The sequence below is a fragment of the Sphingopyxis macrogoltabida genome (assembly GCF_001307295.1).
Classification (GTDB): domain Bacteria; phylum Pseudomonadota; class Alphaproteobacteria; order Sphingomonadales; family Sphingomonadaceae; genus Sphingopyxis; species Sphingopyxis macrogoltabida_B.
The window spans coordinates 3,533,897-3,559,540 of the sequence record NZ_CP012700.1 but is presented as its reverse complement, the minus strand read 5'-3'; the positions used below and the strand labels follow the sequence as shown (position 1 = coordinate 3,559,540).

Sequence of the window (25,644 nt, the reverse complement as noted above, 5' to 3'; positions counted from 1 at the left end):
GCTCAGGACAGGCTTCGACAGGCTCAGGGCTACGGTGACTTGATTCAGCCTGAGCAGGACCGACCCTAAGGCTCAGCCGCCGGTCGCGGGCTTCGCCGCCGCGCCGCTCGCGGGCTGGCAGCGATAGACGAGGCGTTCGTTCGGGCTCGGCGGCAGCGCGCTGCGGATCGCTTCCTGCTGCGTCGCGAGCGCGGCGAGCGCGCCCGCGTCGGCGGTGCAGCCCTTGAGCGTCGTGCCGGCGCGAATCTCGCGCGCCTTCGCCATCGTCTCGGCATCGAGCAGGTAACGGTCGACGCGATATTCCTTCCCTGCCTGATCGATCGACGCGACGGTGACCGTTGCTTCCTCGTTCGGCACCAGAATGCGCTGCCAGCGCCCGTCCGATCCCTGCGCATATTGGGTGCGGTCGTTGACGCAGCCGCCGCCGCGGATCTTAACCGGCACGTCTGTCGTCGCCGACACCGTCACGCGGCTGCGTTCGGGCTGGATGGTGCAGAGATACTGCCCCTCGGCCAGCGCAGCCGTGACGGTGCCAGTCGCGGCGCCCGGCGCGGGCGTATCGGCCAGCTCGGCATGCGCGTCGGGGCGCGTCACGAACAGCACCGCGGCGCCGAGCACCAGCACCGCGCCGGCGCCGCCGGCGATCTTCGCGTTGCGCATATTCTTCTGGCTGTAAAAGAGCAGGCCGGCGCCTGCGGCGAGCGCGCCGATGACGAACAGCACCCCGGCGAGCGCGATACGGTTCTCGCGCGACGCCAGCGCCTCTTCCTCGGCGCGCGCCTGCCTGAGTTCGCGATCGAGCTTCGCCGCGGTTTCCTTCGCGGCATTGGCTTCGGCGCTCGCGCGGCTTTCGGCGTCGAGCGCGGCGCGATCGCGCGCATCGGCTTCGGCCATTGACAGGCAGGGGGTGCCGATGCCGGCATATTGCTGGTCGGCGTCGGCAAGGAAGCGCGCGAGTTCACGCGTCGAGATAGCGAAGGCGAAGGGCGAATCGCCGTCGTCGGCGCGGGTGATCGCGGTGTTGATACCGGTGATGCGGCCGCATCCGTCGACGAGCGGGCCACCCGAATTGCCGCGCGAAATCTTGGCAGTGTGGACGAGCATCGCGACTCCGTCGACGGCCTGCGTGTTCGACAGATTGCCTTCGCTGCGCGTCGGGGTGCGGGGGGTGATATAATCGGCGGCGCTGCGCGCGGTCGCGAGGTCGACATTGCCCGGATAGCCGAGCGCGACGACGTCGGCACCCGATTCGAGCGGGCCGGTATAGACTGCGGCGGCGGGCAGCCGCCCCTCGGTGATCTCGATCAGTGCGAGGTCGCGCGCCGTGTCGATCGCGATCAGCTTGCCGGTATAGCTCTTCTGTCCTTCGGAGGGGACGACCCCCAGCGCGACATTGCCGGGATACTTGACCGCCGATTCGACGACATGCGCGTTGGTGACGATGCGCGTCGGCGAGATTGCGATGCCGCTGCCGTGGCCGAAGCCGACAACCTCGCCATCGACCATCGCGACGGTGACGACGCGCACGACGCTGCGCGACGCGGCGCTGATATCGTCGGCGGCGCGGGCGGGAAGCGCCGGGGTCAGGGCAAGGGCGAAGAGGGCGAGTAGCAGCGTGAGGAGGCGGGTCATGGCGCGCAGACTAGCCGCCGCGGATGCGAAGGCAAGCGGTGCTAGATATAGGGCCCCCACATGACCATCCATGCCCCGGCGCTGCCGGCGAGGATGACGAGGGCGCAAAGTCCGAGCAGCCCCGCGACCGCCTTGCGCGCCGCCGGGGTGCCGGTCGCACCGGCACGCAGATACAGTTCGGCGACGGCAAGCGGCAGCAGGGAATTGGCAAAGGCGAGAAACAGGTCGAACGGCCCGTCCATCGCCTTGCCGATGCCCGCGCCGCCGGTCGCGAGGCCCCACGCCATATAGCCGACGCGCATGAACCACACCGCGCTCGCGACCGCGAACAGCCGGATCGCCCAGCGGCGGTGGTCGGCGAAGCGCCGCGCATGCGCCGCTCGCCACGCCAGCCCGGCAAATGCGAGGATCAGCAGCGCGTCGAGCGTAATGCCGATCGCGCCCCAGCGCCAGCCATGTGCCGCGAATCCACGTCAGCCACAGCCCGCCGAACGCAAGCCCCAGCGCCGAGAGCAGGTAGAGTCGGCCGTTCCAGCGATGGACCGCAGGCCAGCGGGACCGGATCGCGGGGACAAGCTGGACCAGTCCGCCGAGCGTGATGACCGCCGCCATCAGCACATGGACGGCGAAGAACAGGTTGCCCGCGGCGTCGCCCGCGACATGGCCGGTGATCAGCGGCTTGTCGTTCCACGCCGCGAAATTGCCGGTCAGCGTCGGCGGGTAATAAAAGAGCAGGATGAAGGCGACGAAGAGTAGCTGCCCCGCCGCGATGGCGAGATAGCAGAGGGTCGCCGCGCGCCCCAGCCAGTCGGCGCGGCGTCGCTTGCGTGCGGGTGCGAAAGATGCGTCGATGGTCGCCATATCGCCAACTCCGTTCTGAAGCAGCAGACTGGCCCGGATGCGCTAGTGAGTCAATGATATAATACAGTAACACACCAAGGGGAAGCTTTGAACGCAAGCCCCGGGACGCGGCCCTCAAAGCGGTATGGCAAAGATGATCGCGCCCAAAGAAAGGACAATCCGATGGCCTATTCGATTACCGGACTCGAACCCGACCGCTTCGCGCCGCTGTTTGCGATGGACGATGCCGCGCTTGCCGCCTGCAACGCCCGCCGCGTCATCGCGACCGCCGACCGGGGCTTTCCCTGCCGCATCAGTCTGGAAGATGCGCGCGCCGGCGAGGCGCTGATCCTGGTCCACCACACCAGCCACGATGTCGAAACGCCCTATCGCAGCGCCTATGCGATCTATGTCCGGCCGAGCGTCGTCGCGGCGACATATCGCGACGCGCCGCCGCCGGTGTTCGAAGGGCGTCTGCTGGCGCTGCGCGCCTTCGATCGCGACGGGATGCTGCAGGACGCACGGCTGGCGGGGCCGGGCGAGGCCGATAGCGCGATCCGGGACCTGTTTGCGGACGATCGTATCGCCTATATCGATGCACATAACGCCGCGCACGGCTGCTTTGCCGCGCGGATCGAAAGGGACGGGCAATGAGCGCCGCCGAGACCATGACCGACGACGATCGCTGGGACGCGGTGCTGCGCCGCGACCGGGCGCTCGACGGGCGTTTCGTCACCGGCGTGCTGACCACCGGCATCTATTGCCGGCCGAGCTGCGCTGCGCGCCATCCCAAGCGGGAGAATGTCCGCTTCTTCGAAGACGGCGCTGCGGCGCGCGAAACCGGGCTGCGCGCGTGCAAGCGCTGCCTGCCCGACGAGGTCGCACGCGACGAAGGCGCGGTGCTCGCCGCGATCGCGGCGATCAAAGAGAGCGAGGAACCGCTGGCGCTTGGCGATCTTGCGGACCGCGCAGGTTATTCGCCGACGCATTTCCAGCGCGTCTTTACTCGCCATACCGGGCTGTCGCCCGCCGCCTATGCGCGCGCCTTGCGCGAGGAGCGGGCGCGGCAGGCGCTGAGCGAGGGCGGCCGCGTCACCGACGCCATTTACGATGCGGGCTTTTCGGGGCCGTCGCGCTTCTACGAAAATATGGAAGGCCGCATGGGGATGACGGCGTCGGCGTGGGTGAATGGCGGCCGGGGCGTGACGATCCACTGGGCGGTCGTGCCGACCAGCCTTGGCGACATGCTCGTCGCTGCGACCGACAAGGGCGTCTGCCGCCTGTCGTTCGCCGAAGGGCGCGAGGCGCTCGAGGAACGCTTTCCCGCCGCCGGCCTGATCGAGGGCGGCGACGAGTTTTCCGCGCTGCTCGAACAGGTCGTCGCCGCGGTCGAGGCGCCGACCCGGGGCTTCGACCATATTCCGATCGACGTGAAGGGGACGGCGTTCCAGGAAGCGGTGTGGCGCGAACTCAGGAAGATCCCGGCGGGCGAAACGCGCAGCTATGCCGATATCGCCGCCGCGGTCGGCAAGCCGGGCGCGGTGCGCGCCGCGGGCAGCGCGAACGGCGCCAATAACGTGGCCGTGCTGATCCCGTGCCACCGCGTGGTCCGCAGCGACGGCACGCTTGGCGGCTATGCCTATGGCCTGCCGATCAAGGAAGAATTGCTCAAGAGGGAGACGATCAAGTGACCGACAAGATTGCGCAGTTTCGCGCGCTGCACGTGCCCGGCGACCCGCTGATCCTCGTCAACATCTGGGACGCCGGGAGCGCAAAGGCCGTCGCCGCGGCAGGGGCAAAGGCGATCGCTACCGGCAGCTATGGCGTCGCGGGGGCACAGGGGCGCGCCGACGGCGAGGATTTTCCGCTCGAAGACGTCTTCGAAAATCTGGCGCGCATCCTGTCGGTCACCGACCTCCCCGTCACCATCGACATGGAATCGGGCTATGGCGCCGATGCCGCGGCGGTCGGCGCCTCGGTCGGGCGTGCGAAAGCCGCGGGTGCGGCGGGGATCAATATGGAGGACCGGCTGCCGGGCGTTACCGAGCTGCTTTCGATCGGCGAGGCGCAGCACCGTTATCGCGCCGCCGCCGACACCGGCATTTTCGTCAATGCGCGCTGCGACACTTTCCGCGGGCAGGATATCGCGAAGGACGGCGGTGCGCTCGTCGCCGCGACGCTCGAACGCGCGCGGGCCTATGCCGATGCCGGCGCGGGATCGCTGTTCGTGCCCTTCCTGCTCGATCCGAAATGCATCGGCGAGATCTGCGAGGCGTCGCCGCTGCCACATCCTGCGCGCCAAGGGCGGACCGACGCACAAGCAACTCGCGGACCTCGGCGTCGCGCGGATCAGTCATGGCCATCAGCCATGGGCCGCGGCAATGACGTGGCTGACGGCGCAGGCAGGACAGGTGCTGGGCGGCGAAGAACCCGATTATTGACGCCAAGCGTCGATCAGTCGGTCACGCCTTCGGTTCCCTCGGTACGTATGAACGTCTTTTCGCGGTTGGCGCGCATGGCTTCGACCTGGTCGAGCAGCGATTGTCCCTGACCGCGATCGTGCGGGTCGAATGCGACGCTTTCGGCCAGCCCGATCGCTTCGTTGAAACGAGCCTGGTTGGCGAGCGCGAAGGCCTGGCTGATCCGGATGCTGACATTCTCGGGCTCGAGTATGAAGGCCTTTTCCAGCCCTTGCAGCGCCATGTCGGTCGCGCGGAAGCCCTGATCGCCGAAAGTCTGGAAATAGGCATAGAGCGGAATCGGGTCGTCGGGGTTGGTGCGGTTGGCGAGCATGATCGGCTTGCGCACCGCGCTCCACGCCCCGGCGCTGTAATCGCCTTTCTCGTCCAGCCCGACCGCGATCAGCCGCCCGAGCAGGACATTGGCGCGAACATGTTCGGGCTGCAGCGCGATCGCCTTGTCGACCGCCGCGCGCGCTGCGGCGAGGTCGCGCTTGTCCTTGTCCATGCCCCATTCGGCCGCGGCGAGTTCGTACCAGGTGCCGGCATCGCCCGGCTGGGAGACGGCAAGCTTTTGCAGCGCGAGGCGGACGGTGGCCATCCGTTCGGGCGAATATTGGGCGCTCAGCCGTTCGAGGCGGAGTGGGATCAGTGCATCTTCGGCGGCGGCGAGCGGCGCGATGGCGATCGTCCCCTCGACCTTCATCGGTTCGTGAAGCGCGACATAGGCGAGCGAGCGATTGAGGTAGCGATTGAGATCCTTGTCGAGCTGGCCAAGGTCGCCAAAGGTCTTGCGCGCCGCCTCGACGGCTTCCTCGCCGCGATTGATCGCCTGCATATAGGCGAGCAACTGGCCCTGCCGGTTCGGATCGCTGTAGAGCATGTGGGTCAGCAGCCATGACCGCCCATAATAGGCGTCGGCCATCCCGCTGCTGCGCATCGCGTCGGGACGCTGGGTGATCAGCTGCTCGACCGGAATCTTCGGCATTTCGAGCAACCCGTAGGCGCGGCGATAGACGGGTTTGCCGATCGAGGCCTTGCCCTCGCGCGAGAAGTCGACGGTCGACACATATTCGGCAAAGCCCTCGATGAACCATGCCGGGAAGGCGGCGGGGACATAGCGCTTCATGAAATGATGGGCATATTCGTGGAACAGCGTCTGCTGCGCCGCAGGGGTGCCGCGCCCTTCGTCATTCTCGCGGTTCGATACCGCAAACGCGCCGTCGGACCCCGCGAGATAGAAGCCCGCGATCGACGAGCCGCTTTTCCCCGACGCCAGCCGCCCCGCCTCGTCGGCGCGCTCGACCAGATAGATGGTCAGCCGGTTGGGCTCGGCCCCGCCCGGCACGTTGAAACGATGCCGCAGCGTCGCGTCGAACCGCTGCAGATTCTCGGCAAAGCTGCGCAGCGATTTTTCGCTGCCCTCGCTGTAGATGATGAAATTGTTCGTGTCGGCGCGCAGCCAGCGCGCGCTGGCCGGGGTGGCCAGCGCGGTGGTGAGCAGGACGGCAAGCGCTGCCGCAATCCAGTGTCGCATATGCCCCCCCGTTCGGGTCTGCGCCGCCCCGGCGTCAGCCCTTCTTCTTGCCCGCGGCCTCGTCCTTCTGCTCCTGGAAGATTTCGGCGATTTTTGCGCGCGCGTCGCCGAGCTTGTCTTGCTCGATAAATTCGACCGTCGCGAGAATCTTGTTTTCCTTGTCCGATCCGTGCGCCGAATAGGCGATCGGCGACAGCACGTCCTTGGCGAGCTTGCCCTTGTTCTCGTTCAGCAATTGCCGCGCGAGGATCAGACGGTAGCCCGTATCGTATGACGCATAATCCCATGCATCCTCGAGCGTGATGAGCGCGGCTTCGGGAATGGCCTCGCCGGCTTCGAAATAGGACATATAGAGCCCGATCATCGGCCGCGGGTCCTTGAGGTCGAGCTGGTGCGCCTTCTCGAACCACGGCCGTGCCGCGGCATATTGCGCCTTGTCGGCTTCGCCGCGCGCCATAAAGACGCCGCCCATCATGAAATGGGCGAGCGACGAAGCGGGCGCGATGGCGATCGCGCGTTTCGCCGCGGCCTCGGCGGCGTCGTAATTCTTCGCATCGAGCTGCGCCTCGGCGACGACAAGCTGCGCGAACAGGCTGTCGGGATTGGCCGCATCTTTCCCCGCGACGTCGCGAGCGACATCTTTGGCCTGCTTCTGGTCGACGCCGCGCTGCGAGCGGATATAGGACGACATCAGGCTTTCCTCGACCGGTGCCAGGGCGCGCATCGTCACCACCGGTTCGACGTAGGAGGCCGGCTTGACGTCATAGCCGGGGAAGGGGCCGTTCTTGTATTTGCGCAATTCGGCCTGCAGCTTGTCGAGGTCGCCGAAGATGCGCTTCGCGGCCTCGAGGCTGTCCTCGCCCTTGTTGAGCGCGCTCAGATAGGCCGGGAGCTGGCCTTTGCGTTCCTGACTGAAGTTCAGATAGTGCGAGAGCAGCCAGCCGACCGAATAGGACTGCATCAGCTCCATTCCCTTCAGCTTGACCTTGTGGTCGAACATGCGGGACAGACGGGTATCGGGCAGCACGCGCAGCGCTTCGCCGCGCGCCTGCGGCACATTGCCCAGATGGAAGCTGCCATCGTCCCTCAGCTCGATCGTGCCGTACACTTCGGCAAAACCTTCGGTGTACCAATAGGGATAGGCGGTGCTGAAATTGGTCAGCATGAAATGGTGCGTATATTCGTGGAACAGGACGCGCTGAGTGTCGAGCTGTACCTCGTTGAGGGTGCGCACGCCGACGCCGTCGCGGCGCTTGTTGCGCGCCGGCACGAAGGCGACGGTGCTGCCTGCCCGGGGGATGTAAAAACCGTAGATGCCCGATTCGGGGGCGCCGGCGAGCGCCGCGATGTCGTCGGTATCGCCGCTGCGGAACACCTTGACCTTGTTCGCCTTGCCCATGTCGGGGCCGGGGACCGGCCGGCCCTGCAAATAGCGCAGCGCATTGTCATAACGCTCGAGCAGGCGCGCGAACTGTTCGGCGTCTTCCTTCTTGCTTTCCGAATAGACGATGAAGTGCGACGTTTCTGCTTCCCACCATTCGGCGCGCGCCGCGCCGCTGATCGTCAGCGCTGCCAAAGCCACGCCCGCGCCGATCGCGCGGGCCATCTTGCGAATATTCACGGTAACCTCCACCCACTTGGAGTCTATCCTGGAGAGATTGAGGCGTCGTGATTGCCCTGGGAAGCCCGCCGGCAAGAAGCGGCGTGCAGCAGGGGCTGGTGGCCCCTGCCAGCGCCGCGACGAAGTCCGGCGGGCTTCCCAGGGCAACCGTTATGCGGCGGGCCGATTTTGGCCCAGGGCCGCGTCGCTCGTCGGTCACTATGCTTCCGCATAGCTCCCTCCTCGCTCCTCGCCCTGAGCCAAAATCGGCTCCGTCACGACGCCTCAATCTCTCCAGGATAGACTCTGACCCCGGTAATGCGCCGATGATTAACAGGAAAATCCGGCGAATCCAGATCGCTTCGTCGCAAGACGGTCAGACGAAACTATAAGGATCGATATCGATCGCCAGACGCGCCTTCGACGGCCAGTCAACGCTGTTCACCCACTCGCGGATCGTTCCCTGCAGATCGAAGCTGCGCGGCGCGTGGAGGAGCAGGCGGAAGCGGTGGCGGCCGCGCAGCATCGCGAGTGGTGCGGGCGCGGGGCCGTAGACGGCGAGGCCTTCGGCAACCGGTGCTTTCTGGCCCAGCCGCTGCGCCTGCCCGCGCGCGACCTCGATATCCTCCGACGAAATGACCAGCGCGGCGAAGCGGCCATAGGGCGGCGCCCCGGCGAACTTCCGCGCCGCCGCTTCGGCGGTATAGAAACCGTCGCGGTCGTTCGCGACGAGCGCCGCCATCACCGGCGCCTCGGGCACGCGCGTCTGGATCAGCACCGCGCCCGGCTTCACCCCGCGCCCGGCGCGTCCTGCGACCTGCGCGATTTGTTGAAAGGTGCGTTCGGAGGCGCGCAGGTCGCCGCCGTCGAGCCCGAGGTCGGCATCGACCACGCCGACGAGCGTCAGGTTGGGGAAATGATAGCCCTTGGTGACGAGCTGCGTCCCGATAATGATGTCGATGAGGCCGCCCTCGACATTGTCGACGAACTCGGCGGCCTTCGCGGGCGACCATAAGGTGTCGCTGGTGACAATCGCGACGCGCGCTTCGGGAAAGCGCAGGGCGACCTCGTCGGCGACGCGTTCGACCCCCGGGCCGCACGCGACGAGGCTGTCTTCGTCCTCGCACTCGGGGCAGAGCCGCGGCGGCGGCATGACATGGCCGCAATGATGGCAGGCAAGGCGGTGGACGAGCCGGTGCTCGACCATCCACGCGGTGCAGTTCGGGCACTGAATACGGTGGCCGCAGGTGCGGCAGAGCGTCAGCGGCGCGAAGCCGCGGCGGTTGAGAAACAGCAGGCTCTGCTCGCCCTTGTGAAGCCGGTCGGCGAGCGCCTCGACGAGCGGCGGGGCGAGCCAGCTTCCCCGGTCGGGCGGATCCTGCCGCATGTCGATCGCGGCAAGGTCGGGCATCGCCGCGCCGCCGAAGCGCGCGGGGAGGACGATATGGCGATAGCGCCCCGCCTCGACCTGCGCGAGGCTTTCGAGCGCCGGGGTCGCGCTCGCGAGCACCACCGGCAGTCCCTCGAAATGCCCGCGCATCACCGCGACGTCGCGCGCGTGATAATGGACGCCGTCCTCCTGCTTGAAGCTCGTCTCGTGCGCTTCGTCGACGACGATGACGCCGAGATTGCCATAGGGCAGAAACAAGGCCGATCGCGCGCCGACGACGATCCTCGCCTCGCCCGCCGCGATGCTGTGCCAGGCGCGGCGGCGCTCGGTCGAGCGGAGGCCCGAATGCCAAGCGACCGGTTCGCAGCCGAAGCGCGCGGCGAAGCGGGTCAGCATCGGTTCGGTGAGTGCGATTTCGGGGAGCAGGACGAGCGCCTGCTTGCCCGCGTCGATCGCGGCGGCGATCGCCTCCATATAGACTTCGGTCTTGCCCGATCCGGTGACGCCGTCGAGCAGCAACGTCTCGAACTTCGCGGCATCGACCGCCTCGCGAAGCTGATGCGCGGCGGCGGTTTGCTCGTCCGACAGATCGGGCGGCGCGAACGCAGGATCGGGCTGCGGATAGGGCTGGTCGGCCGACACGCTCACCGCTTCGAGCGCGCCCGTCTGGACGAGCCCGCGGATCACCGCCTCGCTGACCTCGGCCATCGCCGCGAGTTCGCGCACGATCCCCTGCCGCGTGCCGATCTTTTCGAGCGCGACGGTGCGTTGTGGCGTCATCCGCGCCGGCAGTTCGCCGGTGGCGCGATATTCGACGATCGGGCGCCGGGCATCGGCAAAGGCCGCACCGGGCAGCACCATGCGCAGCACCGACCCCGGCGGCGCGAGATAATAGTCGCTCGTCCATTCGACGAGCTTGCGCAGCGGCGCGGAAACCGGCGGCACCGGCACCACTTCGAACAGGTTGCGCAGGCGATTGTCGCCGACGGGTTCGGGCGCGCCGAAGCTTTCATCCTCCCACACCACGCCGCCCATCCGCCGCGGCCCCAGCGGCACGACGACGACGCTGCCGAGCGGCGCTTCGCTGCCATAAGGCACGCGATAATCGAGCGGGCCGAGGGCGGCGGTCAAAAGGAGGACGCGGGCGCGGGTCATGGATCGGGCAGGATATAGGGCTGCCCGCAAAATAGGAAAGCGCTGCGCGTCAGCCTGTCGCTAGCGTCGCCTTTTTCGCCTGCCGTTTCACCGACTTCGGCCGCTTGCCCCAGAAGGTCCATACCGCGAAGCTGCCGAGCATCGTCATCGCGAGGCCCGAAATTGTCAGCAGGATGCGCCAGGTCCAGCCGCCGACTTTCGACGCGTGGATCGGAAAGGCCATGTTGAACGCCTGTGCCCCGCCCGGCAGGGCGAGCGCATCGCGCGCGGCGAGCACGTCGCCGGTCGCGGCGTCGAAGGCGATCGTCGTGCGACCATTGGGCAGCCATTCGGCGGGCTGTTTCATGCGCAGGCTGATCGGGTCGCCGGGCTTGCGCGGCAGGCTCAGGATACGGAACTCGGCGTCGGGAAAGCGTCGTCGCCCCTCGGCCAGCATTGCCGCATAATCGGGCTTTGCCGCAAGCGGACCGCCCTTGTATTTCGGCGGGTCGAGCGCCTTCGCGGCGGCCCCCGGCGAGCCGAAAGGCGCGACCATCACCATCGCAAAGGGGCGAAAGATCATCATCGTTCCGGTGACGATCGAGATCAGCAGCAACGGCGCGGCGACGATGCCGAGGTCGCGGTGGTGCCACACGATCGACGGGCGGCTCATCCGCTTGGGCCACAGACGGAGCTGAAAGGTCCGCCGCGTCCGCCACCACAGGATCGCGCCGCTGATCACGAAGAACAGGCCGCACAATCCCGCGATCCCGATTACCCACTCACCGCTGTCGCCCGCGAAGAGATGATGGTGGAAGTCGAAAATCCACAGCTCGGGCCGCTCCCACTGGCTCGCCCAGCGCGTCACGACCTCGCCCGACTGGTCGGCATAGGCGCCCGCGCCTTCGCCGAAGCGGGTTTGATGCAGCCCGAAGCGCGCGTCGGCATAGATGATGCCTTGCGTGCCCGGCGTCGCCATCAGCCGCTCGGTTGCCGCGGTGACGGTGGGCAGGTCGCCGCGCAACGCGTCACCCGCGCCCGGCACCCCGATCCACAGATGCTCGTAGAGCAAAATCGTGCCCGACAGGCCGAGCAGGCCGAGCACGAGACCGATCAGGCCACCGGTCCAGCGGTGCAGCGTGTCGAGCAGTTTCATCATCAGAACCGGTAATCCCACCCGAGCGTGAAGGTCCGTCCGCGCCCGGTGAAAAAGCGGGCATTGTCGGTTGCCGCGACGGTCGAGCGAATGGTCTGGCTGTTATAGGTGACATAGTCGACGTCGAACAGGTTCGAGGCCGCAAGCGTGATCCCGCCCAGCCGCGGCAGTTCATAGCGCAGCACGGCGTCGGTCAGCGTGTAGCCCGAAAAATCGGTGTTCGCCGCGGCGCCATCGAATTTGCGGTCGAGATAAAGGCCCGCCTGTACGCGCGCGGACACCGGCCCCTTTTCATAGCTGGCCCAGACATTGACGCGGTCGGGCGAAATATTCGCGCCGTCCAGATCGATATCGACCTTGTCGTCCTTGTCGCTGTCGGTGCGGCCGGACAGATGGGCATAGCCGGTGCCGAGCTTCAACCCGTCGACCGGAAGCTGGACCGCAAGGTTGATCTCGAAACCCTGGATTTCGATGCGCTGGCGTTGAACGTCGTAGACGCCGGCGCTGTTGAGGACCAACAGGCCGCCGTCTTTCGACGTCGACCAGAAATAGGACGCGCTGGCATCGAGCGGCCCGCGCTTGATTTCGATCCCGACCTCGCGGTTGTTCGAAATCACGGGGGTGACGTTGACATCCTCGATGCGGAAATTCGGCTGGGTCGCGCCGTTGACCGCGCGCAGGATGCGGCCGACGTCGGCAATCGAATAGCCTTCGGCATAGCTGGCATAGGCGCGGATGCCCTGCGCGGGCTCGACAATCACGCCGCCATTGATCAGCAGATCGTCGAAATTGCGGGTGCCGCCGCTGACCCGGGCCGAATTATAGGAGGCCAGCGTCACATAATCGTCGACCTTGAGCTGGCCATTTTCCCAGCGCGCGCCGCCGGCCAGGCGTAGGGCGCCGTCGAACAGTTTCAGATTGGCCTGGCCGAAGGGCGCGAGCGTGCGGAAGGTCGTGGGCGGGACCCAATAACGTCCGGTCGCGAGCAAACCCTGCTGGGTCTTGTCCCACATCGAGTCGAAGCCGAGCGTGATGTTGAGCGCGTCGAAAAGCTGGCGTTCATAGCTGACGCGCGCGCCCAGCTTGCGCGAACGGTTCGCCGACTGGTCGAACAGGGTGCCGATGGGCGCGATGCTGGCGTCTTGGAAGGTGGCGCTGACATCGCCGCCGAAAATATCGCGCGACCGGTTGAAAAAGGCCTGAAATACCAGATTGCCGCCGCCAAGGTCGGTATCGGTCAGCGTCAGGTTGACCGTTTCGACGCGGTTCGAGGCGGCTTCGCCCTGAATGTCCTCACGCTTCGAGCTGGTCGGAAGGCCCGTCGCCCGATCGCCCGCGACCTGCACCCAGTTGCCATTGCCCTCGAGGTTGAAGCGCGTGGCGAACAGTTCGATGCGGGCGGTCGACGACAGGTCATAGCCCAGCCGCGCAAAGAAGCTGAGGCTCTTGCTGTCCTGCACATCGCCCTGCGTGTTGTCGATGCCGACGCGGCGGCCGGCGCCGTCGTAATAAAGGCCGCGCGTTTCATAGACGACGCCGCCGGTCACATCGAACGCGCCCTGACGATAGGCGAGCAGCCCGCCGAGCTTGCCGCCGAAGCTGCTATCCTCGAAATTGCCCGTCGATCCCTGCACCAGCGCGCGGCCCGAGAGGCCGTCTTCGCGCGGCGCCCTGATCACCACCTGATTGACCACGCCGCCGGTCGCGCCGATCCCCTGCAGGGCGTTCGATCCATAGATCAGCTCGACGCGATCGAGGAAAAAGGGGTCGATCGTATAGCCGTCGCGCGATCCGTCGCGGATCGGGGTCGATTGCGGAATGCCGTTGATCGCATAGAGCGGCGAGCGGCCGCGCAGCGTTTCGCCCGCGCCCGAGAGTTTCTGGCGCGTCGGCGAGAAGCTGGGGGTCAGGTGTGCCACCGCATCGATGACCGAGCCGGAAATCGCGACCTGTTGATCTAGGGTGTCCTGGGAAATGACATCGATCGTCAGCGGCAGGGCGTTGGGCGGCAGGGTCGTTCGCGCGGCAGTGACGATGATCGTGCCCTCGCCTTCGTCGCCATCGGCGACCGGCGCGCTGTCTTGCGCAAAAGCGGGCGAGGAAAGCGCCGTGCAGGCGAGCGCGGCGAGGGCAAATTTGCGATTCATTCTCATCTCCTGTTCGCGGCGCGGCTAATGCGACCAATTCGCATATGCAAGAAGAAACCCGGGAATCGGGCGTTTAGGTCTGGCGATGTGGAAAATTCGCCACAGTCGCGAAACCGCGCTATCAGCCGGCGCATGCGCGAAAAGGAACTGCGGTTTGCCCTGATTTGCTACGGCGGCATCAGCCTCGCCGTCTATATGCACGGTATCACCAAGGAAATATGGCGCCTCGCCGCCGCGTCGCGCGCCTGGCACGACGGTGGCGAGCCGGCGGGTTCGGGCGCGGTCTATCGCGATTTGCTCGCTGCCATCGCGGCGCGCAGCAGCGTCCGGCTGCGCGTGCTCGCCGACATCGTCGCGGGGGCGAGCGCGGGCGGGATCAACGGTATTTTCCTCGCGCGGGCGCTGGCGACCGGCCAGTCGCTCGACCCGCTGACCGAATTGTGGCTGGGCGGCGCCGATGTCGACAGCCTGCTCGACCCCGATGCGCGGCCGCTGTCGGCGGCGACCAAATTCTGGGCGGTGCCGATCGCCGGCTGGGCGATGAAGCGGCGCGGCAACGTCATCGACCGCACGGTGGGCGAGGGCGCGCAGGACGAGGTGCGCGCCAAGCTGTCGCGCTTCGTCCGCGCGCGCTGGTTCGAACCGCCGTTCGGCGGCGAAACCTTCTCGAATCTGCTTGTCGACGCCTTCGACGCCATGGACGCGGGGCCGAAGGGGCCGGTGCTGGTCCCGGCGGGGCAGCCCGTCGACCTCTTCGTCTCGGTCACTGATTTCGCGGGTCACAGCATGCCGCTTGCGCTCAACAGCCCGCCGCGGGTGACCGAACAGGAGCATCGGCTGATCCTGCATTTCCGTCAGGACGGCCGGCGCGGCAAAGATCTCGGCGATATGCCGGGCCTCGCCGCGGCGGCGCGCGCGACCGCGAGTTTCCCGGGCGCCTTCCCGCCCTTCACCTTGCGCGAACTCGACGCGGTGCTCGAAAAGCGTGGCATCGAGTGGTCCGGGCGCGATGCGTTCATCCGCACCCAGCTTCCCGCGGGCGGCGAGGGCGATCCCGCCGACCGGGTGCTGATCGATGGGTCGGTGCTCGCCAATGCGCCTTTCCGGCCGGCGATCGCGGCGCTGAAACAGCGCCCGGCACGGCGCGAGGTCGACCGGCGCTTCGTCTATATCGATCCCAAGCCCGATTATCGCTCGATCAGCTTCGGAAAACCGGGCGAGGTCGCGGCGGGCGAGGAGGCGCGGCTGCCCGGTTTCCTGCCGACGATCCTCGGTGCGCTGTCCGAAATCCCGCGCGAACAGCCGATCCGGGAGAATGTCGAGGCGATCGAGGGCATGTCGCGGCGCATTCGCCGGATGCAGCATATCGTCGACGCGATGAAGGTCGAGGTCGAGGAACAGGTCGCGGCGCTGTTCGGCACCACCTTCTTCCTCGACACGCCGACCTCGGCGCGGCTCGAGAAATGGCGCGCCAAGGCACAGGAGCAGGCGGCGGCACGCGCCGGCTTCGCCTATGCGCCCTATGGCCACCTCAAATTATCTGCGGTGGTCGAGGAGCTCGTCGGCATGGTCGACCGGCTGGCCCCGCCCGAGGGTGCCGTCCACCGCAGCAACCGGCGGCAGGCAATGTGGGACGAGGTGCGGGCGCGCGGACTCGACCGTATTTCGGGCCGGAAAGGCGCCGGGGCGAGCGGCGACGCGATCGCCTTCTTCCGCACTCACGACCTCGGCTTTCGCATCCGCCGCCTGCGCTTCATGGCGCGCGAACTCGACGCGGTGATCGAGAGCCGCCGCGAAGGACGCGATACGGCGTGCGAGGACATGCGCGGCGCGATCTTCACCGCGCTCGGCTTCTATCTCGAACGCGAGGGCGATAGCTGGCTTGCCGAACTCGACGTGCCTACCGACGCCGCACCGGGGCAGTGGATCGATGCCATCGCGGCGCGGCGCGACCTCACGGCCGTCGATGGCGAGGCGGACGTCCTGATCGCCGCGGCACTGACCGCGCTGCCGAAGGACGACCGGCGCGTGCTGCTGCTCGCCTATCTGGGCTATCCCTTCTACGACATCGCGACGCTGCCGTTGCTGCAAGGCGAGGGATTCGACGAGTTCGACCCGATCAAGATCGACCGTATCTCGCCCTCCGACGCGACCGCGATCCGCAGCGGCGGCGCGTCGGCGATGCTCAAGGGCATCGAATTCAACAGCTTCGGCGCTTTCTTCAGCCGTGCGTACCGCGAGAATGATTATCTCTGGGGACGCCTCCACGGCGCCGACCGGCTCATCGACATCGTATCGAGCAGCGTGACCGGCGAGGGCGCGCTGAAAGCCGACGAACTGGTCGCGATCAAGCGGCGCGCCTTTCACGCCATCCTTGATGAGGAGGAAGAGCGGCTGCCGAAGGTGAAGGCACTGATCGACGAGCTGCGCGGCGAGATCGGCCCGGAACGGTAACGAAAGCGCCGACATGGCGATCAATATGGAAGAATAATGGGCTTTCCTTTCCCGGCCGCGGGATTAGCAGATGATATCGGGCGAATCTGCTGTGGCTTTTGGGGAAGGCTGATGCGAAACACCGGTATGGTTGCGACGATGGCGGCGGCGCTTTGCCTCTCCGGCTGCGGGGCGATCACGCGCGATTTGCGCCATCCCGGGGGTTATCCGGGCCATCTTCTCGACGAGCGGACGTTCGACGCCAGCGAATCGAAGAAGGTTCAATTGCTTCGCTTCACCATCATCCTCGCGATGGCGGCGCGGATGGGGGGCGAAACGGTGACCGATGCAAAGGAAGCCGACGCCATCGCCGACTATCTGGCGGCCGCTGCCGACGAGATCAATTATGCCGCGGCGAATATCTACCCCTCCGACGGCGGCGTGGCTTGCCGGGTCGGCGACGTGGAACAGCCTGCTCGTCCTTTGCCCGGACAGATTGCGCGGCTCGATGCGGCAGTCGCCGACGCCGAACGGGCCGCACAGGACGCCGGGCGTTCGGCACAGGTGGCGACGGCCGCGGAAACATCGGTTCGTGCCATGCTTGCGAGCGGAAACCCTCCGGCGATTGCAACGGCAGCTGCTCCGGAACCGGCGGTGCCACCCTGCAACGGTTACTTCGTCAATTTCGAAGCCGATGTGCCGTTGATCGAAGCGCGGATGATGCGCCTGCTCTTCGCGACCCTGCCGCGCGACCATGTTCGCAAATTCGCCGAAGACATCCAGAAGGGCAATTTTCTGGGCAGCGCCTGGAACGGGCTCAAGGTGGTGTTCGTCGGGATCAAGGGACTGCATACCGCTTCGGGCACATATCGAAGCGGACAGGAGGCGGTGGTCGCCAACCTCGATCGCTGCAGCAGCAAATCCGCCGTGGCGCCCGATTATGACGAATATGACGAAACCCGCTGGACGGTAAAGCAGGCGGTGGCGTGCCTTGGCATTTCGGCCGACAATCTGTTCGGGCCCCATCCGGGGGAAATCGCCGGGGAGGATATGCGCATCGACGTCAGCGGGAAGACATTCATGGCGTTGATGCAGCTCGCCCGCACGTCCTGCGTTCGCCTGCCGATCGGAACCGCCGACAATAGCAATAGCGAACTCGCCGCCGCGCGTTCGCGCCGTGCCGCCTTGTGCGACAGGCTGCGCTGGAACCCGAAACCGAAGCTGGACTCGCTGGGGCTGCGATAACGACGGTCCCATCGCGCCGGATCAATCGGTCAAATCGTCCCACATTTCCTTGATGCGGCCGAAAAATCCCTGACTCGCGGGGCATTCGTCGCCGGTCTCGGTTTCGCGGAACGCTTGCAGCAGTTCCTTCTGCTTGGCATTCAGCTTCGTCGGCGTTTCGACGTCGATCTGGATCACGAGGTCGCCGTGGCCGCGGCCGTTGAGGACGGGCATGCCGGCGCCGCGCTGGCGGAGCTGCTTGCCCGACTGGATGCCCGCGGGAATGCTGATGTCGTGCTTCTTGCCGTCGAGACCGGGGATGCTGATCGACCCGCCGAGCGCTGCGGTGGTGAAGCTGATCGGGGCGCGGGTGAACAAGGTCGTCCCCTCGCGCTCGAACAATTTGTGCCGCGCCATATGGAGGAAGATATAAAGGTCGCCCGGCGCCGCGCCGCGCGCACCGCTCTCACCCTCGCCCGACAGGCGGATGCGCGTGCCTTCATCGACCCCGGCGGGAATGGTGACGGTCAGCGTCTTGCGCCGGTCGACACGCCCTTCGCCATGACAGCTGTTGCACGGGTCGGCGATGACCTCGCCCGCGCCCTGACAGGTCGGACAGGTGCGCTCGACCATGAAAAAGCCCTGCTGCGCACGGACCTTGCCGTGGCCGGCGCAGGTCGAGCAGCGATTGGTCGCGGTGCCGGGCTTGGCGCCGCTGCCGTCGCAGGTCTCGCAGCGTGCAGCGACATCGACCTGAATCTCGCGGGTGCAGCCGGTGTGCGCGTCCTCGAGCCTGATTTCCATGTCGTAGCGGAGGTCGGCGCCGCGCGCGGGGCCGCGTTGCTGGCGACCGCCGCCGCCGAAGGCCGAGCCGAAGATCGATTCGAAAATATCGCCGATATCGCCGAAGTCGGCGTTACCGCCGCCGCCGAAGCCGCCGTTGAGGCCCGCCTTGCCGAAGCGGTCGTAAGCGGCGCGCTTCTGCGGGTCTTTCAGGCAGTCATAGGCTTCGCTGATCGCCTTGAAGCGTGCCTCGCTGTCGCCGCACCCCGGATTCTTGTCGGGGTGATATTTCATCGCGAGCTTGCGATAGCTGGCCTTCAAGGCCGCATCGTCGGCGTTGCGCTCGACTTCGAGCAGCTCATAATAATCGATGTCGAGACTCATGGTCCGCTTATGCCCCCGAGGGTACAGCCCTTCGAGACGGGCCTTCGCCAGAGCTCAGTCCTTCCTCAGGGCGAACGGATAAAAACACACCGTTCGCCCTGAGGAGCCATTGAGCTTGTCGGAATGGCGTCTCGAAGGGCATGCCCTACGCTTACTTCTTGTCGTCTTCGACTTCCGAGAATTCGGCGTCGACGACATCTTCGTCGGCCTTGCTCTCGCCAGCGTCGGCGGCGGGCGATGCCGCGGCCTGCTGTTCCTTCTCGTAGATCGCCTGGCCGAGTTTCATCGCGACCTGCGCGAGCGCCTGCGACTTTTCGGTCATCGCCGCGGGATCGCCGCCCTCGACCGCGGTCTTGGCTTCGGCAACCGCCGCTTCGATCTCGCCCTTCAGCGTCTCGTCGACCTTGTCGCCATGCTCGCGGAGCTGGCTTTCGGTCGAGTGGATCAGGCTTTCGGCGTTATTCTTCGCCTCGGCCGCCTCGCGGCGCTTCTTGTCCTCTTCGGCGAACTGCTCGGCGTCCTTGACCATCTGGTCGATGTCCGCGTCGCTGAGCCCGCCCGAAGCCTGGATCTTGATCTGCTGTTCCTTGCCGGTGCCCTTGTCCTTGGCGTGGACCGACACGATGCCGTTGGCGTCGATGTCGAAGGTCACCTCGATCTGCGGCACGCCGCGAGGCGCCGGCGGAATGCCGACGAGGTCGAACTGGCCGAGCATCTTGTTGTCGGCCGCCATTTCGCGCTCGCCCTGGAAGACGCGGATCGTCACTGCCGACTGGTTGTCGTCGGCGGTCGAATAGACCTGCGACTTCTTGGTGGGGATGGTGGTGTTGCGGTCGATCATGCGCGTGAACACGCCGCCCAGCGTCTCGATGCCGAGGCTCAGCGGGGTGACGTCGAGCAGCAGCACGTCCTTGACGTCGCCCTGCAGCACGCCGGCCTGGATCGCGGCGCCGATCGCGACGACCTCGTCGGGGTTCACGCCGGTGTGCGGTTCCTTGCCGAAGAAATCCTTCACGACTTCACGCACGCGCGGCATGCGCGTCATGCCGCCGACGAGCACGACCTCGTCGATCTCGCTTGCCGAGACGCCGGCGTCCTTGATCGCCTTCTTGCACGGCTCGAGCGTGCGCTTGACGAGGTCTTCGACCAGCTTTTCGAGGTCGGCGCGCGTGATCGTCTTCACAAGGTGCTTCGGCCCGTTGGCGTCGGCGGTGATGAAGGGCAGGTTGACCTCGGTGGTCGCGGCCGACGAGAGCTCGATCTTCGCCTTTTCGGCGGCTTCCTTCAGCCGCTGGAGCGCCAGCTTGTCGCCGCGCAGGTCAATGCCTTCGTCCTTCTTGAAACCGTCGGCGAGATATTCGACGAGCTTGCTGTCGAAATCCTCGCCGCCGAGGAAGGTGTCGCCGTTGGTCGACTTCACCTCGAACACGCCGTCGCCGACTTCGAGGATCGAGATGTCGAAGGTGCCGCCGCCAAGGTCATAGACGGCGATCGTCTTGTTCTCGGTCTTGTCGAGGCCATAGGCGAGCGCGGCCGCGGTCGGCTCGTTGATGATGCGCAGCACTTCGAGGCCCGCGATCTTGCCGGCGTCCTTGGTCGCTTGGCGCTGCGCGTCGTTGAAGTAAGCGGGGACGGTGATCACCGCCTGCTCGACCTTTTCGCCCAGATAGGCTTCGGCGGTTTCCTTCATCTTCTGGAGGATATAGGCGCTGATCTGCGATGGCGAATAATCCTCGCCGCCCGCCTTGACCCACGCGTCGCCGTTCGAGCCCTTGGCGATGGTATAAGGGACGAGCTCCATGTCCTTCTTGGTCATCGGATCGTCGAAGCGGCGGCCGATCAGGCGCTTCACCGCAAAGATGGTGTTTTCGGGATTGGTGACCGCCTGGCGCTTCGCCGGCTGGCCGATCAGGCGCTCGCCGTCCTTGGCGAAGGCGACGATCGAGGGCGTGGTGCGCGTGCCTTCGACATTTTCGATAACCTTGGGCTTGCCGCCTTCCATCACCGCCACACAGCTGTTGGTGGTGCCGAGGTCGATCCCGATCACTTTGGCCATTGATATTCCGTCCTTGTTGCTTCTCCGGCGCCCTGAAAAGGCACGCCGTCCATGGTTTTCAATGGGGGCGATATAGGTGCGCTAATCCTTGGCACAAGGGCTTTGACGGCTTATCTGGAACAGGAAAATTGACGCATTTCGGGAGTCCCAGCCATCATGAAGTCTTTCGCACGCCGCTCGCTCACTCTGGCCGCCGTTGCCGCCGCCGCGCTGTCGCTGACGGCGTGTAAGGAAAATCTCGGCGCCGGACCGCAGCTCAACGTGGTGAGCGGCTATATCGAGATGGGCGCAACCCCCGACCGGCCCGCGGTCGGCTATTTCCGCGTCACCGGCGGTCCGCGCGGCGCGCAGCTCGTCGCGGTAACCGCCGATCTCGCGCAGCGCGTCGAAATGCATGAAAGCGTGCGCGAAAACGGCGTCGTGACGATGAAGCCACTCGTCCGCGCCGACGTGCCGGCGAAGGGCGAACTGGTGTTCAAGCAGGGCGGCAAGCATCTGATGATCTGGAACATCAACGGCGCCGCGGTGCGCGCGGGCAAGCTGCCGATGCAGTTCGTCTTCACCAACAACAACAACGAACGCATCCTGTTCGACCTGCCGATCAAGCAGACGTCGACCGCGATGGGCGGCGACGGCGCGATGGACCATGGCGCGATGGATCACAGCCCGCCGGCGGACGCGGCGAAGAAATAGGCCGCTTGTGGAGCGCGACGGGCGCCCGCTGACCGACGGGGAGGTCGCGCTGGCGCGCAGCGTCTTTGGCGATGCGATCCGCTATGGCGAGGTGCGGGTGCGGCACCGCAAATGGATTTTCTTCCAGCCGCGCCGTATCGTCATGGCGCCGATGGGGCATCTCCATTTCCACCCCCGCGGCGACAGCTATTGCGACGATTTTTCCTGCCCCGCGGACGGCGCCATGCGCGCCAAGGGGCTGTTCATCCATGAAATGACGCATGTGTGGCAGGCACAGACGCGCGGACGCTGGTATCTTGTCCTGATGCGCCACCCCTTCGCGACCTATGACTACAGCCTCAAGCCCGGCTGGCCGCTGCACCGCTACGGCCTCGAACAACAGGCGGAGATCGTGCGCCATTACTGGCTGCTGACGCAGGGCGTGACGATCGGCGGCGCGCCGAAGGTGGAGGCCTATCGCGCGATCCTGCCATTCACCCCGTTGGCGTAATTAGCGACTAGCCACAGGGACGGTGTTCGATCTATGTTCCCGTCATGGATGGACTGTCACTCGCAATCGCTTTCGTCGCCCTCGTTCTCGGTGCCCTGATCGGCTGGCTGTTCGCCGGGCGGCAGGCGGGCGGGTTGAAGGCCGAACGCGACGGGCTTTCCGACCGCTTCAAGGCGGCGGTCACCGATCTGGCGGCGGAAAGCGAGGCACGGCAGGCGGCGGATCGCCAGCTTGCGGCGTTGCTCGCCGAACAACGGGCGCGCGACGCGGCGCATGATGCGCAGATCGCCCAGCTCAAGGACGCGCAGGCGGCGCTGACGGCGCAGTTTCGCGAAGTCGGGCAGGCGATGCTCGACGGGGCGCAAAAGGCGTTTCTCGAACGCGCCGAAGCGCGCTTCAAGGAGAGCGAGGCGACCGCTGGGCAGAATCTGAAGGCGCTGCTCCATCCGGTCCACGACCGGCTCGAAAAATATGAAGCGGCTGTGGCAAAGGTCGAGGCCGAGCGGCGCGATGCCTTCGGCCTGCTGCATGGGCAGATCGCGGCGATGCGCGAGGGAACCGAGCGCGTGTCGAGCGAAGCGGCGAAGCTCGTCAACGCGCTCCGCAACGCGCCGAAAGCGCGCGGACGCTGGGGCGAACAGCAACTGAGGAACGTCCTCGAAAGCTGCGGGCTTTCCGAGCATGCCGATTTCCAGACCGAGGTCAGCGTCGACGGCGGTGATGGTAGCCGGCTCCGCCCCGACGTCGTCGTCAAGGTGCCGGGCGGACAGAGCCTCGTCATCGACGCCAAGGTATCGCTCAACGCCTATCAGGACGCCTTCGGCGCGGTCGATGAGGGCGAGAAGGCGGTGCACCTCGCCGCCCATGCCGCGGCGATGAAGGCGCATGTGAACACGCTCGGCGCCAAATCCTACTGGAACCAGTTCGACGACACCCCCGATTTCGTGGTGATGTTCGTCCCCGGCGAGCATTTCCTCGCCGCAGCGCTCGATCAGGATCACGAGCTCTGGGACTATGCCTTCGAACGCAAGGTGCTACTCGCGACCCCGACCAACCTCATCGCGATCGCGCGCACCGTCGCGGCGGTGTGGCGGCAGGAAAAGCTCGCGGGACAGGCGCGCGAGATCGCGGCGCTCGGCAAGGAACTCTACGCGCGCATGTCGGTGATGGGCTCGCACATCGCGCGCGTCGGCAAGAATCTCGATCAGGCGACGGGGGCGTATAACGCGTTCGTCGGCAGCTTCGAATCGCAGGTGCTGACGCAGGCGAAACGCTTCGAGGCGCTCGATGTCGAGACGGGCGACCGCGAAATTCCCGCGCTGCCGGTTGCCGAACAGGCCGCGCGCCCGCTGGCCAAATTATCGGGCGCCAACGGCGCGAACGACTAGATCGCCCGCTTCAGAACCGCCGTCTTGCCGTCGGCGCCGGTCAGGATCAGCGTCCCGTCGGTCGGAAAGCTCGTGCTCACCGGTCCGCGCATCAGTTCGAAGAAGGCGTTTTCCTGTGTCATGCCCGCGCCGGGGCACGCCATTTCGGTCGCTATCAGCGGACCAGCGGTCAGTGTCCGGTCGGCGTGTTTGTAGCTTCCCGAAAAGCGGTTGCAGCCCGCGCTGCCGCTCAGCCGCTCGCCCTCGAATTGCAACGAGGTGGGGCGGTCTGTAGCCACGGCCAGGCCGCCGATCGATACGAAGGTCCAGCTCGTTCCGGCAAGCTCGGCCGGGGGCAATATGCCGCCGCCGCAGCCCTTCACCATCTGGCCGTCGGCGGTTACCGTCACCGTGTCGCGATAGCGGCGGTCGCTCATCCCGTCGCTGCATTCGCCATGGGTGATGTCGACGGTCAGCCTTTGCGTGACATAGCGCTCGCCATTGAAGCTCGGCCGCGCGCCGGGGTTGGCAACGACGATCTTGGTGTCGCCATAATCCCCGTCGTAATTGAGCAAGCCGGGCGTGATCTCAAGCGTCCAGCCGGGCTCGGTGCCGAGCGCCATATAGGAGCCCGCGCCGCCGCCGGGCGATCGCGGCGGTTCGGCGGCGGGGACGCAGGCCGACAGCGCGAAGAGCGAAACGAGAGCGGGCAGGGCGATCCTTGTCATATGACGTCTCCTAAGCCGGGAGGACTGATCGCTTGATGAACGGCGCGGCGCGCTATCGGTTCCGCTGCTGGTTCAGTACCTCATAGGCCATCACTGCCGCCGCGACCGCAGCGTTCAGGCTGTCGGCCTTGCCCATCATCGGCATCTTGACCCGCACGTTGGCGGCGGCGGCATAGTCCGCCGGCATCCCCTGCGATTCATTGCCGATCAGGATGAAGGTCGGCGCGGCATAACGCACCGCCTGATAATCCTTCGTATCCTCGCCAAGCCAGGTCGCGACCAGTTCGCCGCGCCCGCTGCGCAGCCAGCCGAGAAATTCGCCCCATTCCGCCTGCACAAGGCGCTGGGTAAAGATCGCCCCCATGCTCGCGCGCACCGCTTCGACCGAATAGGGATCGGTGCTCTCGCCGAGCAGGATGAGCCCGCCGGCGCCGACCGCGTCGCCGGTGCGCAGCATCGTGCCGAGATTGCCGGGGTCGCGCAGCCGCTCGGCGACCAGCCAGATCGGCGCGGCGTCGCGGTCGAGGTCGGTCAGCACCGTCTGCGGCTCGGCATAGATGCCGACGATCGTCTGCGCATTGTCCTTGCCCGACAATTTGGAGAGGATCGCAGGCGTGGCGTCGATCACCTCGCCGCCCGCCGCGAGCGTTGCGTCGACGAGCGCCCTGGCAAGCGGATGCGCCGCGCCGTCGTCGGCCAGAAACAGCCATTGCGGCAGCACCCCGGCCTCGCGCGCTTCGGTTGCGATGCGCAGCCCTTCGGCCAGGAACAATCCCTCGGCGCGGCGATGGCGCTTCTCGCGCAGCAACCGCATCCGCTTGACCAGCGGGTTCGACAGGCTTTCGATGCGGGACCGGCGGCCGGCGCTGGTCATTCCGTCAATCCTCGCCGAAGCTGTCCTTGACCAGCCCGACGAGCTTGAGCAGCGCGGCGTCGGCGCCGTCGCCCTTCGTATGGATGGTGATTGAATCGCCCTTCGCGGCGCCGAGCATCATCAGCCCCATGATCGACGTGCCGTTGACGCGCGATCCGCCCTTTTCGACCTCGACCGACACGGTTTCGGGCAGGCGGCTGACGAAGGTGACGAACTTGGCGCTCGCGCGCGCGTGCAGGCCGCGCTGGTTGGTGATTTCGACCGTCTCGGAGACTTCCGCCATCATCCCACCCCCAGCATTTCCGACGCGACCGAGATATATTTCTGGCCCGCTTCCTTCGCGGCGATCACCGCGGCGCGCAATTCCATCGTCTTGCGCGCGCTTTCCAGCCGGATCAGCATCGGCAGATTGACGCCGGCGATCACCTCGGTCCGCCCGCTTTCGAGCAGGCTGATCGCGAGGTTCGACGGGGTGCCGCCGAACAGGTCGGTCAGCATGATCACGCCGCGGCCTTCGTCGACGGTGCGGATCGCATCGGCGATTTCCTTGCGCCGCATTTCCATATTGTCGTTGGGGCCGATGCACACCGTCGCGATCGCCCGTTGGGGGCCGACGACATGTTCCATCGCGGTGACCATTTCCTCGGCGAGTCGGCCGTGGGTCACCAGGACCATTCCCAGCAGCGGCAAGGCTTTATCGGTGGGCATTTAGTGCTA

21 protein-coding genes and 1 pseudogene are annotated in these 25,644 nt (G+C 66.3%); 8 read left to right on the top strand and 14 right to left on the bottom strand.

Annotated features, from left to right (window positions below; translation table 11 throughout):
- Window positions 1-72: 72 nt before the first annotated feature.
- From AN936_RS25585 to AN936_RS25925, 3 genes and pseudogenes are all read right to left on the bottom strand, one after another.
- Window positions 73-1,632 (bottom strand): S1C family serine protease, encoded by a 1,560-nt coding sequence (locus AN936_RS25585; protein ID WP_054589079.1) that lies wholly within the window; start codon window positions 1,630-1,632, stop codon window positions 73-75.
- Between the two features lie 41 nt (window positions 1,633-1,673).
- Window positions 1,674-1,934, bottom strand: coding sequence for a hypothetical protein (locus AN936_RS25580; RefSeq protein ID WP_234715607.1), 261 nt, complete (start codon window positions 1,932-1,934; stop codon window positions 1,674-1,676).
- A gap of 223 nt (window positions 1,935-2,157) precedes the next feature.
- Window positions 2,158-2,244: pseudogene (locus AN936_RS25925) on the bottom strand (hypothetical protein); the annotation flags it as partial.
- A gap of 411 nt (window positions 2,245-2,655) precedes the next feature.
- On the opposite strand from AN936_RS25925, the gene AN936_RS16560 reads away from it, so the two are divergent.
- Genes AN936_RS16560 through AN936_RS16550 form a run of 3 tightly spaced genes read left to right on the top strand, consistent with a single transcriptional unit; the run spans window position 2,656 to window position 5,023 of the window.
- Window positions 2,656-3,126, top strand: coding sequence for a DUF1203 domain-containing protein (locus tag AN936_RS16560; protein ID WP_054589078.1), 471 nt, complete (start codon window positions 2,656-2,658; stop codon window positions 3,124-3,126).
- Window positions 3,123-4,163 carry a bifunctional DNA-binding transcriptional regulator/O6-methylguanine-DNA methyltransferase Ada gene (gene ada, locus AN936_RS16555; protein ID WP_054589077.1) on the top strand — a complete coding sequence of 347 codons (1,041 nt, stop codon included), beginning with the start codon at window positions 3,123-3,125 and terminating at the stop codon, window positions 4,161-4,163. Before AN936_RS16560 ends, ada begins: the two co-directional genes overlap by 4 nt.
- Entirely contained in the window at window positions 4,160-5,023 is an 864-nt protein-coding gene (locus AN936_RS16550; RefSeq protein ID WP_234715605.1) for an isocitrate lyase/PEP mutase family protein, read from the top strand. Before ada ends, AN936_RS16550 begins: the two co-directional genes overlap by 4 nt.
- Here the strand turns inward: AN936_RS16550 and AN936_RS16545 are convergent.
- From AN936_RS16545 to AN936_RS16525, 5 genes are all read right to left on the bottom strand, one after another.
- Window positions 4,927-6,468, bottom strand: a complete 1,542-nt coding sequence (locus AN936_RS16545) for a hypothetical protein (RefSeq protein ID WP_054589076.1) — start codon at window positions 6,466-6,468, stop codon at window positions 4,927-4,929. The two genes, AN936_RS16550 and AN936_RS16545, sit on opposite strands and share 97 nt — an antisense overlap.
- Window positions 6,469-6,502: 34 nt before the next feature.
- Entirely contained in the window at window positions 6,503-8,089 is a 1,587-nt protein-coding gene (locus tag AN936_RS16540) for a tetratricopeptide repeat protein (protein ID WP_149037694.1), read from the bottom strand.
- 355 nt (window positions 8,090-8,444) lie between these two features.
- Window positions 8,445-10,613: a primosomal protein N' gene (locus AN936_RS16535; protein ID WP_054589074.1), complete on the bottom strand. Its 2,169-nt coding sequence runs from the start codon at window positions 10,611-10,613 to the stop codon at window positions 8,445-8,447.
- Between the two features lie 49 nt (window positions 10,614-10,662).
- Window positions 10,663-11,748: a PepSY-associated TM helix domain-containing protein gene (locus AN936_RS16530; protein WP_054590356.1), complete on the bottom strand. Its 1,086-nt coding sequence runs from the start codon at window positions 11,746-11,748 to the stop codon at window positions 10,663-10,665.
- 2 nt (window positions 11,749-11,750) lie between these two features.
- The gene (locus AN936_RS16525; protein ID WP_420496815.1) at window positions 11,751-13,901 is read right to left on the bottom strand and encodes a TonB-dependent receptor; all 2,151 of its coding nucleotides are present in this window, start codon (window positions 13,899-13,901) and stop codon (window positions 11,751-11,753) included.
- A 126-nt stretch (window positions 13,902-14,027) separates the two neighbouring features.
- On the opposite strand from AN936_RS16525, the gene AN936_RS16520 reads away from it, so the two are divergent.
- Complete coding sequence (locus AN936_RS16520) at window positions 14,028-16,349, top strand: patatin-like protein (RefSeq protein WP_054589072.1); 2,322 nt, start codon at window positions 14,028-14,030, stop codon at window positions 16,347-16,349.
- A gap of 111 nt (window positions 16,350-16,460) precedes the next feature.
- On the top strand, window positions 16,461-17,573 hold the full coding sequence (locus AN936_RS16515) for a hypothetical protein (protein WP_054589071.1): 1,113 nt from the start codon (window positions 16,461-16,463) through the stop codon (window positions 17,571-17,573).
- 21 nt (window positions 17,574-17,594) lie between these two features.
- Here the strand turns inward: AN936_RS16515 and dnaJ are convergent, their stop codons facing one another.
- Both dnaJ and dnaK read right to left on the bottom strand, forming a co-directional pair.
- Window positions 17,595-18,719 carry a molecular chaperone DnaJ gene (gene dnaJ / locus AN936_RS16510; RefSeq protein ID WP_054589070.1) on the bottom strand — a complete coding sequence of 375 codons (1,125 nt, stop codon included), beginning with the start codon at window positions 18,717-18,719 and terminating at the stop codon, window positions 17,595-17,597.
- 151 nt (window positions 18,720-18,870) lie between these two features.
- Window positions 18,871-20,775, bottom strand: coding sequence for a molecular chaperone DnaK (dnaK, locus tag AN936_RS16505; protein ID WP_054589069.1), 1,905 nt, complete (start codon window positions 20,773-20,775; stop codon window positions 18,871-18,873).
- Between the two features lie 156 nt (window positions 20,776-20,931).
- On the opposite strand from dnaK, the gene AN936_RS16500 reads away from it, so the two are divergent.
- Genes AN936_RS16500 through AN936_RS16490 form a run of 3 tightly spaced genes read left to right on the top strand, consistent with a single transcriptional unit; the run spans window position 20,932 to window position 23,346 of the window.
- On the top strand, window positions 20,932-21,468 hold the full coding sequence (locus tag AN936_RS16500) for a copper chaperone PCu(A)C (RefSeq protein ID WP_054589068.1): 537 nt from the start codon (window positions 20,932-20,934) through the stop codon (window positions 21,466-21,468).
- 7 nt (window positions 21,469-21,475) lie between these two features.
- Window positions 21,476-21,958: a hypothetical protein gene (locus AN936_RS16495; protein ID WP_054589067.1), complete on the top strand. Its 483-nt coding sequence runs from the start codon at window positions 21,476-21,478 to the stop codon at window positions 21,956-21,958.
- A 44-nt stretch (window positions 21,959-22,002) separates the two neighbouring features.
- Window positions 22,003-23,346 carry a DNA recombination protein RmuC gene (locus tag AN936_RS16490; RefSeq protein ID WP_054589066.1) on the top strand — a complete coding sequence of 448 codons (1,344 nt, stop codon included), beginning with the start codon at window positions 22,003-22,005 and terminating at the stop codon, window positions 23,344-23,346.
- Here the strand turns inward: AN936_RS16490 and AN936_RS16485 are convergent.
- From AN936_RS16485 to AN936_RS16470, 4 genes are read right to left on the bottom strand one after another with little or no spacing between them, the layout of a single operon-like run.
- Complete coding sequence (locus AN936_RS16485; RefSeq protein ID WP_054589065.1) at window positions 23,343-24,053, bottom strand: META domain-containing protein; 711 nt, start codon at window positions 24,051-24,053, stop codon at window positions 23,343-23,345. The genes AN936_RS16490 and AN936_RS16485 overlap by 4 nt on opposite strands.
- Before the next feature lie 52 nt (window positions 24,054-24,105).
- Window positions 24,106-24,927, bottom strand: a complete 822-nt coding sequence (locus AN936_RS16480; protein ID WP_054589064.1) for a TrmH family RNA methyltransferase — start codon at window positions 24,925-24,927, stop codon at window positions 24,106-24,108.
- A 4-nt stretch (window positions 24,928-24,931) separates the two neighbouring features.
- Window positions 24,932-25,210, bottom strand: coding sequence for an HPr family phosphocarrier protein (locus AN936_RS16475; RefSeq protein WP_054589063.1), 279 nt, complete (start codon window positions 25,208-25,210; stop codon window positions 24,932-24,934).
- Window positions 25,210-25,611 carry a PTS sugar transporter subunit IIA gene (locus AN936_RS16470; RefSeq protein WP_054590355.1) on the bottom strand — a complete coding sequence of 134 codons (402 nt, stop codon included), beginning with the start codon at window positions 25,609-25,611 and terminating at the stop codon, window positions 25,210-25,212. Before AN936_RS16470 ends, AN936_RS16475 begins: the two co-directional genes overlap by 1 nt.
- Between the last annotated feature and the right edge of the window lie 33 nt (window positions 25,612-25,644).